Origin of the sequence: Nonomuraea sp. NPDC050153 (genome assembly GCF_044460125.1) — a bacterium.
In the GTDB taxonomy this organism is placed as follows: Bacteria; Actinomycetota; Actinomycetes; order Streptosporangiales; family Streptosporangiaceae; genus Nonomuraea.
Genome location: NZ_JBITJQ010000007.1, coordinates 70,804 through 84,463, shown reverse-complemented (window position 1 = coordinate 84,463; position 13,660 = coordinate 70,804). Strand labels below are relative to the sequence as shown.

Annotated in this window: 10 protein-coding genes and 1 pseudogene; 7 read left to right on the top strand and 4 right to left on the bottom strand. The window is 70.3% G+C overall.

Translation table 11 applies throughout. From position 1 onward, the window contains the following. Positions 1–38: 38 nt before the first annotated feature. Together ACIBQ1_RS19635 and ACIBQ1_RS19630 are read right to left on the bottom strand one after the other, a co-directional pair. Positions 39–1,724 carry an FUSC family protein gene (locus ACIBQ1_RS19635; RefSeq protein ID WP_397279251.1) on the bottom strand — a complete coding sequence of 562 codons (1,686 nt, stop codon included), beginning with the start codon at positions 1,722–1,724 and terminating at the stop codon, positions 39–41. A 157-nt stretch (positions 1,725–1,881) separates the two neighbouring features. Next, positions 1,882–4,683 (bottom strand): AAA family ATPase, encoded by a 2,802-nt coding sequence (locus ACIBQ1_RS19630; RefSeq protein ID WP_397279250.1) that lies wholly within the window; start codon positions 4,681–4,683, stop codon positions 1,882–1,884. Positions 4,684–4,843: 160 nt separating this feature from the next. On the opposite strand from ACIBQ1_RS19630, the gene ACIBQ1_RS19625 reads away from it, so the two are divergent. The 3 genes from ACIBQ1_RS19625 to ACIBQ1_RS19615 are packed head-to-tail and all read left to right on the top strand — an operon-like array spanning position 4,844 to position 7,679. Continuing rightward, on the top strand, positions 4,844–5,758 hold the full coding sequence (locus ACIBQ1_RS19625) for an MBL fold metallo-hydrolase (protein WP_397279248.1): 915 nt from the start codon (positions 4,844–4,846) through the stop codon (positions 5,756–5,758). A 22-nt stretch (positions 5,759–5,780) separates the two neighbouring features. Further along, complete coding sequence (locus ACIBQ1_RS19620) at positions 5,781–7,271, top strand: carboxylesterase/lipase family protein (RefSeq protein WP_397279246.1); 1,491 nt, start codon at positions 5,781–5,783, stop codon at positions 7,269–7,271. Between the two features lie 24 nt (positions 7,272–7,295). Further along, a complete protein-coding gene (locus tag ACIBQ1_RS19615; protein ID WP_397279244.1) occupies positions 7,296–7,679 on the top strand; it encodes a RidA family protein in 384 nt (127 codons plus the stop codon). 50 nt (positions 7,680–7,729) lie between these two features. Here the strand turns inward: ACIBQ1_RS19615 and ACIBQ1_RS19610 are convergent, their stop codons facing one another. Continuing rightward, the gene (locus ACIBQ1_RS19610; RefSeq protein WP_397279242.1) at positions 7,730–8,677 is read right to left on the bottom strand and encodes a DUF2218 domain-containing protein; all 948 of its coding nucleotides are present in this window, start codon (positions 8,675–8,677) and stop codon (positions 7,730–7,732) included. A 114-nt stretch (positions 8,678–8,791) separates the two neighbouring features. Here ACIBQ1_RS19610 and ACIBQ1_RS19605 point away from each other — a divergent pair, with 114 nt between their 5' ends. Further along, positions 8,792–9,331 carry an ArsR/SmtB family transcription factor gene (locus tag ACIBQ1_RS19605; protein WP_397279240.1) on the top strand — a complete coding sequence of 180 codons (540 nt, stop codon included), beginning with the start codon at positions 8,792–8,794 and terminating at the stop codon, positions 9,329–9,331. Between the two features lie 767 nt (positions 9,332–10,098). Further along, positions 10,099–11,244, top strand: a complete 1,146-nt coding sequence (locus ACIBQ1_RS19600; protein ID WP_397279239.1) for an epoxide hydrolase family protein — start codon at positions 10,099–10,101, stop codon at positions 11,242–11,244. Positions 11,245–11,588: 344 nt separating this feature from the next. On the opposite strand, the gene ilvA is transcribed toward ACIBQ1_RS19600, so the two are convergent. After that, positions 11,589–12,854: a threonine ammonia-lyase IlvA gene (ilvA, locus tag ACIBQ1_RS19595; RefSeq protein ID WP_397279237.1), complete on the bottom strand. Its 1,266-nt coding sequence runs from the start codon at positions 12,852–12,854 to the stop codon at positions 11,589–11,591. 212 nt (positions 12,855–13,066) lie between these two features. Between ilvA and ACIBQ1_RS19590 the strand changes: the two genes are divergently transcribed. Both ACIBQ1_RS19590 and ACIBQ1_RS19585 read left to right on the top strand, forming a co-directional pair. Continuing rightward, a complete protein-coding gene (locus ACIBQ1_RS19590; RefSeq protein WP_397279235.1) occupies positions 13,067–13,252 on the top strand; it encodes a hypothetical protein in 186 nt (61 codons plus the stop codon). A 76-nt stretch (positions 13,253–13,328) separates the two neighbouring features. Further along, a pseudogene (locus ACIBQ1_RS19585) lies at positions 13,329–13,460 on the top strand (DNA-binding response regulator); the annotation flags it as partial. Between the last annotated feature and the right edge of the window lie 200 nt (positions 13,461–13,660).

Here is a 13,660-nt window from a genome sequence, read left to right as displayed (position 1 = left end):
CGCATCGACGGGGCCGGCTTTCACCTGGAATCCGACATTTACTGGCAGCGGCTGACCGTTTGGGGACGGCCAAACTCCGCTCGGCCGCGACCGCCTCGGCACACTTGGCCCGGGTGGCGCCGCGTCGCGCAGGTCGCGGCCGTCCGCTCCCCCGATCCGCAAGGTCTGCGGGCGGCGGCCAGCGCCTGTACCTCGTCGAGCACGCGGCGGACCCGGACGCGTTCGGCGCGGCGGGGATTGAGCGGGTGGACCAGAGGCCGGCAGGCCTTGCGGAAGGCCTCCAGCGCCTGATCAAGATCATGTGCATCGGGCGTGACGGCACCGGTCTGTGACGCGAGGTGGTCGAGGATGACGAGCAGCTCCGTCAGACGCGTTTCGGCGACCGTACGGACACGCGTGGGCACGACCAGCGCGGCTGCCAGAATCCCGCACCCGGCCCCCAGAGCGGTCTCCTGGACGCGCAGAGTGAGCAGCTCCGGGGAGAGCGTGTGCAGGAGTGCGAGCACCATGCTGAGCGAGCCGGTGATGAAGAAGGTCACCGCCCAGTAGCTGCCGGACGGGGTGTAGAACATCCCGAAGACGCAGGCGAGGAGGAAGACCAGGGCCACGGTTGTGTGCCCGGCGGCCAGGACGGCGAGGCCGTATCCGAACGGCACCCCGGCCACAGTGCCGATCAGCCGTCGGCCGCTCTGCAGCAGGATGTCCCCGGTGTGCTCGGCATTGATGAACACGACCCAGGCCGTGGCCACGGCCCAGTACCACAGGTGCGGGGAGAGCAGGTGCCCGCCGAGTGCCGCGAACGCGGCCGCGGCGGTCACCTGGAACGCCTGCCGCGTGGTGTGCCGCAACGGGCGGGACACCCGATGGTCGCGCTCCGTTCGATCCCTCAGATCCACCGTCTCCGTCCTGCTCGTCGGGTTGGCGCAGGGCGCCGTCGAGTCCTTCGACGCCCGGATCGCGAGTACCCCGAGACGCTGCGCGGCCGCGTCCGCGCGTGCCGTCCGCTCCAGTTCGGCCGTCGTGTCGCGAAGCGGCCAGGCCGGAGCCTCGCACAGGAATTCCTGAAGCAGCAGCGCAGAGGCATGCAGCCGGTCGAGACGGCGTTCGAGCCGGCGGACGCCGCCTCCGTCGTGTGCCGGCAGATCCGACGTGGCCTGCTGCGCGTCTCGAAGACGTCTGTTGAACGCCGCCTTCAGGCGCTTCAGGATGCCGTACGACGTCGTGGGCACAAGACAGAAGCGCGTGACTGCGGCCGCGGCGAAGGCGACGGCCAACGCCCCGGTCAGCCGCGGGAGCTGGTGGGGCTGGATCCCGGCGAACTGGGCCAGGAAGTAGGCCATGAAGGCGAAGATCCCGAGGCCCAGGCCTCGTCGTCCGAAGCGGCGCGCATAGACCGCGGCGAAGATCAGCAGCAGGAAGGCCAGGTGGGACGCGAGGGGGAAGGATGCCAGCAGGCCTCCGGCCGTCAAGGCGGCAAGGGTCACGGGGGCCCCGGCGAGCAGGGTGAGGAGCTGGTTGCGGGGGTGCAGGTCGCTGATCGCCAGCGAGGTGACCATCGTCGTGAAGCCACCGGCCAGAAGGACGACAGAGGGCTGATCCAGCGCCGTCAGCGCGGCCAGGGTGAGCGTGAGGCCGAGGACGGCACGCAGCCCGGAGGCCAGACGCAGCAGTCCCGGGTCGGCTGCGGCGAACCGGTCCCAGAGCGACGCCGTCTTCCCCGCCATCGTGGATTTCCGTTCGTTGGTCGTGGTCGGCCGCGGACCAGCAAGGGCCGTACCAGGGCGAAGGAGACCCTGTTTCCTCGCCTTGGTGGCCAGTGTGGGTCCGCCGGGATGGTGGGCGGTATCCGTCAGGTGACTGCTTCCCTGGCCGGGCGTGCTCTCAGTCCTGGTGGCCGGCCGTCGCGAGTGGGCCCTCGATGAGGTCGCGGAGCTGGGAGCGGGCGGTGATGCCCAGCTTGGGGAAGCTGCGGTAGAGGTGCGAGCTGACCGTGCGCGGGGAGAGGAAGAGCTTCTCGCCGATCTCCCGGTTGGTCAGTCCGCGGGCTGCGAGCCTGATGATCTGCTGCTGCTGGGGGGAGAGCTCGGCGAGTGCGTCGGGGGCCGTGTCCGTGACGTCGAGGCCCGCGGCGCGCGATTCGGCTCGGGCCCGCTCGATCCACGGGCGGGCGCCCAGGCGGCGGAAGGTCTCCAGGGCCTCGGTGAGCGGCCCTCTCGCCTCCGCGACGCGCCGACGGCGCCGCAGCCATTCGGCGAGGTCGAGCAGGGTCTGGGCACGTTCGAAGGGCCAGTGTTCAAGGACCGGGTCGGCCAGGGCGGCCCGGAAGTGCGGCTCGGCGTCCTCGGGGTCCGCCAGCAGGCCACGGGCCCGGCTGATCAGCGCGTGCAGGCGGGGCGAGGCGTTGCCGGAGAGCACGCGTGCGGAACGCTCGACGATCGTGGCCGCGTCCTCGCGGCGGCCGCAGCGCACGGCGGCGGCGGCCAGATCCGCGAGGGCCGGATAGGAGGCGTGGTAGTGCACGGGCGCGCCGTGTGGCGAAAAGGCCATGCGGAGTTGGTCGTAGGCGCTCTCGTACGCGCCTTCCGCGGCTGCCGCGGCGCCAAGCGCACGACGGGCGTAGACCGAGACCGAGCGGCTCTCCAGCGGATCGATCAGGGCGAGCGCCTCTTCGGTCTGGGCGCGGGCCGCCGTCGCGTCGCCCTGGTAGGCCAGCACGGTGGCATCCACGGTGGCCGCGCAGGCCACGGCGTGGTCGAGGCCGGCCGTCCGGCCGACCGCGACGGTGTGGGCGCAGGCCTCACGGGCCTGGTCCCACTGTCCTCGTTCCACGTAGGCCCAGGCGACCGCGCCGCCCAGCCCTTCCGGCAACGGTCCCTGCGACTCCCAGCGGTCGAAGGCCTGGTCGAAGGCGCGGACAGCCCGCGGGGTCTCGTCCAGCAGCCACGCCATGATCCCGACTGTGGTGAGCCGCTCCGGCCGGGACTTTGCCTCGGCGGCCAGCCGCGGGAGCAGGGAGACGAGTTCGGCCCGGCCGTCGAAGGGGTCCGACACGGCTCTCACCCAGGTGCGCAAGCCTGCGAGTGAGGCGTCCTCGGGAAGGCGCCCCAGGATGTCCTGGATGCGGTGGCGCTGAGCGTCCTGCCCGGAGTAGAAGCGGACCACGGCGGCGCCGGCCAGGAGGTCGAGCGCGGCGGCGGGCTGAGAGAGCGCCAACCCCTCGGCGGCGTCGGTCAGCCGGGAGAAGACCACGGTGTGGCGCACGGTCAGGACCGCCAGCCGTCCGGCCTGCACAGCGGCGGACGCCAGCAGCGACGGATCATCCGTGCGCGCGCGTGCCGCAACGGTCAGTTCCTCGACCCAGGCGAGGTCGCCGGTGAACACGGCCGCCGACGCCGCTTCGACCAGCAGCCGGGCGCTGTCCTCGCGCCGTGGTGCGAGCTCCGCCGCGCGCTGCAGGGCCTTGGCCGCCGCCGCGTGGCCGCCGCGCCGGCGGGCCCGGTCGGCGGTCCGCTCCAGCTCCGCCGACACCGCCGGGTCCGGGCCCGGACAGGCTGCGGCCAGATGCCAGGCACGCCGATCCGGTTCGTCCTGCAGCATCTCCGCGAGCGCGAGATGAGCCTCGCGCCGGGTGCCCGAGGACGCGGCGTGATACACGGCGGACCGGACCAACGGATGGCGGAACCGAAGTTCCCGGCCGGTCCTCAGGACCAGCCCGGCCTGTTCGGCGGGCGGCCAGGCGTCGTCCTCGGCGTTCGTGAGCCCGGCCGGGACGGCAATCGTGGAGTCGACGCTGTCCATGGCGGCCAGGAGCACCAGGGCTCGCCTGGTGGCGGCGGGGAGACCGTCCAGGCGGGCGGCGAAGATCCGCTCCAGGTGATCGGTGAGGTGCAGCGGACCCGCGGGCGGCAGCCCCGTGACCGCGTCCTGGGCGGTGGCCGCCCTCGCCAGCTCCACCAGTGCCAGCGGGTTGCCGCCTGCCTGGTCAAGGATCCGCGTCCTGGTACGGCCGGTGGGGCTCTTCGGCTGCAGGTCCAGCAGCCGGTTCGCCGCGGCGTCGTCGAGCGGCCCCAGAGCGAGCGTCGGCACGTGCCGGTCGAACCCCGGGAGCTGATCGACGCCACGGGCTGCGACCAGCATCGTGACAGGTTCACCCGCCAGCCGTCTGGCGGCGAAGGACAGGGCGTCCAGGGAAGCCCGATCGAACCACTGCGCGTCGTCCAGCGCCACGAGCACGGGACGCCGGTCGCCCAGGGCGGACAACAGGCTCAGGACGGCGACCCCGATCAGCATCGGATCGGGTGCGCTCGCCTGCCGGGGCGCGGCCGGCCCCGTGCCGAAGGCGTCCTGTATCGCAGCGCGCTGCCTGTCCGGCAGCCCGTCCACCTCGGCCCGCACCGGCCGCAGCAGCTGATGCAGGGCGGAGAACGCGAGGCTCGACTCCGACTCGCTGCCCTCGGCACGCAGGACGTGAGCACCGCTCGCTTCAGCCCGGCGCACCGCACGGCCCAGCAGCGCGCTCTTCCCCGTGCCCATGCCGCCGACCAGCAGCACGACCGGGCCGGCCGACGCCGAGTCCACCGCGCGAAAGAGGCGTCCCAGCTCCGCGTCCCGGCCGACGAACGGCTCACCCGGATCCGGCTCGGATCTCGTGACCGCACCGAGGTCGCCTGCGTGCTCGTCCACGGGGTCTCCAGAAATGTGGCTCTCGAACGCGAGCCTCCTTGCCTTTCCCACCCAGGCTACAAGCGGCCGTGCGCACAGGTGCAGTCACGTGACGGATACCGCGCCCGCCGAGGTCCCTCGTACGGTTCCAGGAAAGCCATCGAATTCCCAAGGACACCCCATGGACCACATCACGCTCGGCAATATCAGCATCACCCGGGTATGGGAATACTTCGGCTCCGTCGAAATGACGCCCGACACCTTCTTCCCGGAAAGCCCGAAGGAAGTGTGGGGCGAGGACGCCTCCTGGCTGACCCCGCATTTCCTGGATTCCGCGACCAATATCGTGAATTCCGCGATCCAGACCTGGCTGCTGCGCAGCGAGGGCAAGACCATCCTCGTCGACACCGGCGTGGGCAACCACAAGGAGCGCCCGTACGCGCCGGTCTGGAGCCACCTCAAGACGGACTTCCTGGCCAATCTGGCCCGGGCCGGCGTCGAGCCCGAGGACGTGGACATCGTGATCAACACGCATCTCCACATTGATCACGTCGGCTGGAACACCCACCTGCACGATCGGCGCTGGGTGCCCACCTTCCCCAACGCCACCTATCTGATGCCGAAGGACGACTTCGACTTCTGGAACCCGGAGAACGGCCACAAGCCGCTGCTCGGCCGCGGCAACCAGAACGTCTTCGAGGACAGCGTGGCCCCGGTGCACCAGGCCGGCCAGACGCTGCTGTGGGAGAACAGCCACCAGATCGACGCCGGCCTGCGCCTGGACGCGGCTCCCGGGCACACCCCCGGCTCCTCCGTGCTGACCCTCACCTCCGGGACGGACCGCGCGGTGTTCGTCGGCGACCTGCTGCACAGCCCGGTGCAGATCCTCGAGCCCGACGCCAACAGCTGCTTCTGCGAGGACCCCGCGGGCGCCCGCGCGACCCGCCGCAAGGTGCTGGGCTGGGCGGCCGACAACAACGCGCTCTTGATCCCCGCGCACCTGGGCGGCCACGGCGCCGCCGAAGTGGTCCGTGAGCGGGACAAGTTCGCCATCAAGAGCTGGGCGCCGTTCGCCCCGTACACCGAGCAGGCCTGAGACCTGCGGAAAGACACCAGACATGAGCCACCACCCCGACCCCATCGTGACGACGGCGCAGGGGGCCGTCCGCGGCCTGCGCCAGGGCGACAGCGCCGCTTTCCTCAACATCCCCTACGCCGCCCCGCCCCGCGGCGCCGGCCGGTTCGCGCCGCCCCAGCCGCACGAGCCGTGGGACGGCGTACGGGACGCCACCGTGCCGGGGCCCAACGCACCGCAGTCCGAGCGCAAGCTCGGCAGCGTCGACATGTCCCCCTATTTCGGCACCGGCTGGAACCGCGGCGAGGACTACCTCACCGTCAACGTCTGGACGCCGGCCACCGACGGCGGCGACCTGCCTGTCATGGTGTTCGTCCACGGCGGCGGATTCGTCGCCGGATCGACGCGGTCCGCGATGTACGACGGCTCCGCCTTCGCCCGCGACGGTGTCGTCCTCGTCACCCTCAACTACCGGCTCGGCATCGCCGGGTTCCTCGACCTCCCCGGCGCGCCCGCCAACCGCGGCCTGCTCGACGTCGTCGCCGCTCTGCGCTGGGTCCAGGAGAACATCGCCGCCTTCGGCGGTGACCCCCGCGACGTCACCCTCTTCGGCCAGTCCGCCGGGGCGACCATCGTCGGCGGCGTCCTCGCCACCCCCGGCGCCACCGGTCTCTTCCGCCGGGCGATCGTCCAGAGCGGCAGCGGCCTGGGCGCGTTCACCACCGAGCAGGCCGCCCGCGTCACCCAGGCGGCGGCCGAGGCCCTGGGCATCGGGCCCCACTCCGGCGCCTTCGCGGAGATCTCCGACGAGCGCCTGGTCGAGGCCGCCTCCCGGCTGGCGGGCATCGACCTGCGGACCGAGACCCATCACGACCCGCTGATCGGACTCAGCCCCTTCAGCCTGGTCCTCGACACGCAGCCCGCCGCATCCGTCGCCGCCGGCCTCGGCGCCGACGTCGACCTGCTCATCGGGACCAATGCCGAGGAGGGCAATCTCTACCTGGTCCCCGTGGACAAGTACGCCGGCTCGACCGCCGGGGACGTCGACGACGCGGCGGCTCGCTCGCACCCGGATCCGGCGCGACTCGTCGAGACCTACCGGAAGACGCGTCCCGCGGCGTCGTTCGGCGAGCTGCGCTCCGCCGTCATGGGCGACGCGCTGTTCGGCGCGGGCAGCTGGGCCCTGGCCGGCGCTCATGCCGCCCAGGCCCGGTCCGCCACCTACGCCTACGAGTTCGCCTGGCGCTCCCACGCCCTGGACGGCGAGCTCGGCGCCACCCACGCGGTCGAACTGCCCTTCGTCTTCGATCTCGCGCACCTGCCCCGGTTGCGGGGCCCCGCGGCCCTGCTCGGCCCCGACAGGCCTCCCGCGGATCTCGCCGCCCGCATGCACGAGACGTGGGTCCGGTTCGCCAGGACCGGCAACCCCGGCTGGGACCCGTACGACAACGAGCGCAGGGCGACCATGCGCATCGACACCGAGTGGACCCAGGTCGACGACCCCCGTAGCCAGGAACGCCGGCTCTGGAGCTGACCGCTCGCATCCTCAAGGAACACCATGACCAGAACCGTCATCACCACCGAGAACGCCCCCGCCCTGGCGGCCCCGCTGTCCCAAGGCATCCGCAAGGGCCCCGTCCTGCAGGTCTCCGGGCAGCTCCCGCTCGACCCGGACACCGGCGAGGTCGTCGGCACCACGGTCGCCGAGCAGACCACACAGACCCTGCGCAACGTCACCGCCGTGCTCAAGGCGGGCGGCGCGGACCTGGAGGACGTCGTGATGCTGCGCGTGTACCTCACCGATCCCGCCCACCTGGCCGAGATGAACGAGGCGTACGCCGCGGCCGTCGGAGAGCCCTTCCCCGCCCGTACCACCGTCTACATGCGGCTTCCGCCGGGACTGCTCGTGGAGATCGACGCCCTGGCGGTGCTGGAAGGCTGACCGTGATGGCCGGCTCTCAGCCGATCCTCGGGGCGAGATGGGGTGCTGGTTCAACGCCTCCGGGCCAGTGTGACGCCGTCACGGACGGGCAGCATCACGCAATCCATCCGATCGTCGTGGGCGACGGCGTTGTTCATGCGGCGCATCGCCTGATGGTCGTCCTCTTGGAATGCGGGGTCGAGCACTCTGCCGCCGAGGAACACATTGTCGAGGACGAGCAGACCGCCGGGATTGAGCCGTGGGACGATCTCTTCGTAATAGGCGGGGTAGTTGGCCTTGTCCGCGTCGATGAAGGCGAAGTCGAAGGCCGGTCCTTCAGGCAGTGCGCGCAGCGTCCGGAGGGCCGGGCCGATTCTGAGGTCGATGCGGTCGTCGACGCCTGCGCATTCCCAGAAGGGCCGGGCCATGTCGGTCCATTGGCTGCTCACGTCGCAGGCGAGCAGTCGGCCGTCAGCGGGTAGCGCGCGAGCGATGCACAGGGCCGAATAGCCGGTGAACACGCCGATCTCGATGGCGGTGCGGGCGCCGGAAAGCCGGACCAGCATTTCCAGCAGCGCGCCCTCGTCGGGTGAGACCTGCATCCCGGCGGCGCGGCCGGTGGCCTGTCGTGTCGTGACAGCCAGTTCCGTCAGCAGCGGGTCGGGCGGGGTGCAGTGTGCCAGCAAGTAGTCGTCGATGGCCGGAGCGACGATCTCGAGGGCGTCACCGGCGGTCGGGCCGGTCCAGCCGATGTGGAGCTCCTCCTGGGTGGCGAAGCGCAGCAGGTGCCGGGTGACGACGTCCTGCACGCCGGTCAGGGAGCCGGGGTCTGCCGCGGCGGCGATCAGGACCAGTTCCTGCGGGGTGGAGGTCAGCGAACAGGTGCCGTGGCGGAAGGTGATCGTCCCTCTACCGGCGCCGGTGAGCTCTGCGGTGGCTTTGTGGCCCATGTGTGAGATCAGTTGCTTGACGTAACGCGCCGGGCGATCTGTTGCGACATGTGCCGTTGCGAGGGGCATCCGAGGTGGTCCTTCCAGCTTTAAGCGTCGAGAATCCTCAACGCTTTCGTCCGGGCAGTCTGCCGAGGCTCTGGCGAGTTTGTCAAAGCGTCGACGTTCCTAGACACTTGCGTCATGGAAGCTGAGCCGGACCTGGTGTTGCGCTCTCCCGCGCAGTTCAAGGCACTCGGGCACCCGTTGCGCCACCGCCTGGTGAACCTGCTACGCCAACGCCCCGCCACGCTGGGCGAGCTGACGGCGGCGCTCGGCTCGACCAAGGGCACGGTCGGCTACCACGTACGCATCCTGCGCGATGCGGGGCTGGTCCGCCTCGCGGGCACGCGGCAGGTGCGTGGCGGCACCGAGCAACGTTTCGAGCTCATCAGCAGGGGATTCAGGCTTGACGAGGACGGCGGCGTCGGAGCGGAGTTCCTCCTCGACGCCGCTCTGGCGGAGATGTTGCCCGCCGGCTCCGGTGATCTCGGGCATACCGTGCTGCGTCATCTCTGGCTCACCTCCGATGAGGCCCGTGCGCTGGCCGAGCGGCTGGAGACCTTGGTCCGCGATCGACAGCAGGCCGCAGGCCCCGAGACCGAGGCATACGGGCTGCTCCTCAGCCTCTACCGGGCCGACATCCCCCGCTTGCCGCCTGACGGGACACCGTCGGCGAAGTAGCCGAATGTGACATGACCCCTTGATCGCTGCTGCTATCTGGGGTTGCGGACCATGGACGGCACGGTCGCGATCGAGGTCGCGCCCGATGCCGCCGCTGGGCGGCCGGCCCAGGATCGCGATCATCACCCGACCTGGCGACACGAACGGTGTGCGCGGTCACGGGCTTGTCTCCGGGCAGATCAAGATCCAGGGGCCGGAGCGGCTCGCCGGTACTCGTTGATCGCTCCTCCGGGCACCTCGTGGCGTTCGATCCGGCCTTCCATCGCCACCTGCCCGGCGTGACTGTCCGATGGAGCCGAAGCCGCGTGGATTCCGTTACTGCGACTGGAGCCGGTCGGCTGAGATCGCTCGCCGCCGCGAAGACGCCGTTCATCGGGCTCCTGACCGGGCCGTCGGCTCGTGACCGCAGGAGGTGAGATCTCCCGCGGCACGCTATCCCCAGAGCGCGTTCGGTGCTGCGTTATATGGATAGCCGACGTCGCGGAACGCCCATAATCTCCACTCTCAAGCACGAACCGGCGAACAACCCGAAAGCGCTCGGCTCCCAGCGACTCTTCCGCTTTCGGGTCCTGAAGCGTCGCCCACAGGGGAAGGGGTCTGCGACGCGACTGATCGGGAAGTGCGTCCAGTGGTATGGCATGAGTTTTAGTGCCATTTAATCTTGTCGCCGGGCCAGCGAGTCCCCGTTTCACCATGGCTGCGTTCGGTATCTTCATCGGCGCTCTTCATACCTCATGTAAATATTCGTTTCCGGAAGGAACAATTCGATGATCAACCCGTTCCGCATAGACATCCCGCAGGACGAACTGGATGATCTACGAGATCGGCTTGCCCGCACCCGCTGGAGCCGCGAGATCGGCGGTCAAGGATGGAGCCGTGGCGTCCCGACCGGCTACCTGCGGCAGCTCGCCGTTTACTGGGCCGACGACTACGACTGGCGCAAGCACGAGGCCGGGCTGAACGAGCTGCCCCAGTTCACCACTGACATCGACGGGCAGACCATCCACTTCGCGCACATTCGCTCACCCGAGGCAGAGGCGACCCCGCTGATGCTCATCCACGGCTGGCCTGGCTCGTTCGCCGAGTTCCTGGACGTCATCGGTCCCCTGACCGACCCGCGTTCCCACGGCGGCGACCCTGCCGACGCCTTCCACCTGGTGATCCCCTCCCTGCCGGGGTTCGGCTTCTCCGCTCCGCTGCGCGATACGGGCTGGACGCAGGGCCGCATCGCCGACGCTTTCGCCGAACTGATGCACCGGCTCGGCTACTCCCGCTACGGCGTGCAGGGCGGCGACGTCGGCGCTTTCGTCGCGCCGGCCATGGGGCGTCAGGATTCCGAGCACGTACTCGGCGTGCACGTCAACGCCCTGGTCACCTTCCCGATCGGGGCCGAGGGTGAGATGGACGGCCTGACCACGTCCGAACAGGAGCGGCTGGCGCGCCTGGAGCACTGGCAGCAGGAACAGAGCGGCTACGACAAGCTCCAAGGCACCCGTCCGCAGACCCTGGGACACGGCCTGAACGACTCCCCGGCCGGCCAGCTCGCCTGGATCGTCGAGAAGTTCAAGGAATGGACAGACACTGCCGCCGACCTGCCCGAAGACGCGGTCGACCGCGACGCCCTCCTCACCGACGTCAGCATCTACTGGTTCACGCAGACCGGCGCTTCCTCGGCCCACAACTACTACGAATCCCACCACGACCCATCGGCCTGGGCGCCCCGCGAACCCGGCACCGTACCCACCGGTGTAGCGGTCTCCCTCACCCAGGACGTCGCCATCCGCCGCTTCGCCGAACGCGATCACACCATCGTGCACTGGACCGAATTCGAGCGCGGCGGACATTTCCTGGCCCTGGAACAGCCCGGCCCGTTCGTCGCCGACGTACGCAAGTTCTTCCGCTCCCTGCGCTGACCATCGGCACCGCCGCCACACATCAATGGCGGCGGTCCGCGGCATTTGGTGCCGTCCCGCCTCGGGGCGGTGGCGCCCATCCTCGGCCAGGCCCGCTTCAGCGGCCGGGGCGAAGATCGCTCACGGGTGAGCTGCCGCGCCTGATCGTCCATCGGCAGCGGGTGTCGTCGGCAGCCGGAAGAGCGAGGATGGTCGAGGTCGTCGGAGAACTCCCCCGCCTGATTCTCGGTGAGCGCGGCGGTGGTGACGGGCCTTCATGGCGATCTGCGGCCCCGGCGGCGAACTCACCGGGCTGGACCTCGCGCCGCCGCCGCCACGACCGCGTGTGCGTGTACGCCCCGCCTTCAGAGAAGGAACCTGAACAGCGGGCTGCCGGTCTCGATGCGCTCGATCCGCGGCGGCGCCTCGTCCATGCGGGCCAGCAGGCCGGGCAGGTCGGCGGGGCTGGCCAGTTCGATGCCGACCAGCGCGGGACCGGTCTCGCGGTTGCTGCGTTTGATGTACTCGAACAAGGTGATGTCGTCGTTGGGGCCGAGGACCTCGTCCAGGAAGCGGCGCAGTGCGCCGGGCTCCTGCGGGAACTCCACGAGGAAGTAGTGCTTGCGCCCCTCGTGGACGAGGGAGCGTTCGACGATCTCGGCGTAACGACTGACGTCGTTGTTACCCCCGGACAGCACGCACACCACGCTGGCACCGGCCGGGATGTCGACCGCCCCCGGATAGCCGAGGGCGGCAGCCGCCAGCGCGCCGGCCGGTTCGGCGATGATCCCGTCCGACTGGTACAGCGCCAGCATCTCGCTGCACACCCGCCCCTCGGGCACGGCGACCATCTCCACCTCTGCCGCGGCCACAATCGGCACGGTCACATCGCCGGCTCGGCGCACGGCGGCGCCGTCGACGAAGGTGTCGATCTCCGGCAAGGTCACCGGGTGGCCGGCAACCAGGGCCGCCGCCATGCACGCGGCTCCGGCCGGCTCCACCCCGATGACCCGGGTCTGCGGGTGATGCTTGCCCAGCCACGCCAGCGTGCCGGCCAGCAGCCCTCCCCCGCCGACGGGGACGATCACCACGTCCGGAGCGTGACCCAGCTGAGCCACGGCCTCGTAGACGACCGTGCCCTGGCCGGCGATGGTCCGCGGGTCGTCGAAGGCCGGGACCAAGGTCGCGCCGGTACGGGCGACGTCGGCGGCCGCGGCAGCGGATGCCTCATCGTAGGTGTCGCCTACCAGCACGATCTCAATCGCCGCGCCGCCCAGAGCCGCGATCCGGTCCCGCTTCTGCCTGGGCGTCGTGCCCGGCAGGAAAACCCGGCCATGAACGCCCAGCGACGCGCAGGCAGAGGCGACGCCCTGGGCATGGTTGCCCGCGCTGGCGGCCACCACGCCCGCCGCGCGCGCCGCGTCATCGAGCTGCGCGATCAGGTTGTAGGCACCGCGGACCTTGTAGGAGCGCACGGTCTGCATGTCCTCGCGCTTGAGCCATACGTGCGCGCCCCGCAGCTCGGACAGTCGCGTATTGCGCTCCAACGGCGTCGTCGTCACCACGCCGCCCAATCGCTGCGCCGCTGCTTCCACAGCCGCCGCGTCGACCAGCGAAGCCTCAACCGTCATGTTTCCCGTTCTCCTATTTCAGAGCGCACACACCGTAGCGGCAGTGATCAGATTTGGCCCAAAGTTGTGCGCGGTCACAAGCCAGACGTCATCAGCAGCCCCGACCAACCCTACTGGCCCTTTCCCGCTCACCCGGTTCGCCCCCATCAGCGCCCGCGCGGCTCCGCCCGAAGACCCGCACGGTGCCCGAGGTGGGCGTGCGGTGGCCTTCGATGATCTCCAGGGTCGAGGTCTTCCCCATGACCTCGCCTTCTCCGCCGAGCCGGAGAAGGCGAAGAATCCGCGTACGCGTCGACAGCGAGACCGAGGTCGCCCCGCACGCAGGCGAACTGCTCGGCCAGGTCCTCCGGGGCCTGGCCACCCTCAGGGAACGAGTGATGGCCGATGGGGCGAGCTGACGGTGGAGCAGCAGGACGGGCGTTTCCTGACGGCCGCGGCAGTCCCGCGCCGGCGTTCCGAAGCACAGGCGAACCGATGGCCACCGTGGTACTCGCCGACGACGAAGCCCTCCTCCGCAAGGCGCCGGCATCACTGCTCCCGCTCAAGGACGAGATCACCGTGCTCGCCGAAGCGGGAGACGGTGAGGCGGCGGTACAGGCCACGCTGCTGCAGATGTCTCCGCCCTGGCCATCGTCGACGACTGCCCGCTCACCGGCCGCGAGATCGACGTGCTGCGGGCGATGAACAGCGGGATCCACATGTTCAACTGATGCTCAGAACGATCGTCCGCGCGCTGATCTTCCTCCGACCTCCGGAAACGGAGACCGTGGATGCACAGGCTGGTCAGATCCGGTCATCCAGATGTT